General features: G+C 76.0%; 1 protein-coding gene. It reads right to left on the bottom strand.

Annotated elements, in window-relative coordinates:
• Positions 1 to 161 precede the first annotated feature (161 nt).
• On the bottom strand, positions 162 to 794 hold the full coding sequence (locus ACWGIF_RS21195; RefSeq protein ID WP_453499544.1) for a hypothetical protein: 633 nt from the start codon (positions 792 to 794) through the stop codon (positions 162 to 164).
• Between the last annotated feature and the right edge of the window lie 38 nt (positions 795 to 832).

Below are 832 nucleotides of genomic sequence, written 5' to 3' on the forward strand. Positions count from 1 at the left end.
GTGTTGATGATGCGGGGGGGGGGGGTGGTGTCGGGCGGGGCGGGGGCGGCGGGGGCCGGGGCCGCACGGGCGTACCCCCCGCCCGGGGCCGCACCGATCGGGCCGTCGGCCCTCCCCGCGCCGGCTGCCCCTCGCCCGTCACCCCTGCCCCCTGCCTCCTGCTACCTGAGCCGTCCGAGGCGCACCCGTCGGCGGCGAAGCAGGAGACCCACGGCTGCTCCGGCCAAGGCGGTCACCGCCACACCTGCCGTCGTCCACCAGACGGCGTACCCCTCAGGCTCGGCGGGCTGCCGGGCAGGGGACGAAGCCGTGGCGGACGCGGCCGCGGCGGAGGACGACGACGCGGCGGACGGCGCGACGGGAGCGGGGGCGGAAGCGACCGGGGTACCGGTACCCGTACCGGTACCCGGGGCCGGGTCCACCACGGGTACGCCGACTTCGAGTTCGCCGTGTCCGAGGGCCGGGAACCCGACGTCGACGCTGACCTTCCAGTTACCCGGCGGCAGGGCCTCCGCCGTGGTCCAGCCGGTCGGTGCCGCGGCAGGATCGCGGACCAGGCGCCAGGGCCCCATGGTGCGGGTGCCGTCGCCGCTGACCGCGTTCACCGTGGCGGCGACGGTCTCGTCGACGGCGTCCCCGTCGTTCTCCCAGGTGATGGCGGCGGTGACACGGCCCTCCCGCTGCCCGGTCACCACCACCTTCAAGGTGTCGCCGTGGGCGTGGGCCGCGGCGGGGATCAGGAACATGAGGCCGAATGCGGCCAAGGCGGCCGAGAGAGCGATTCGTATGCGCATCGTCGGGTGCTCCGGTCGAGATGAGGGGACCGGCGGAC

The sequence above is a fragment of the Streptomyces sp. NPDC054849 genome, from assembly GCF_053610945.1.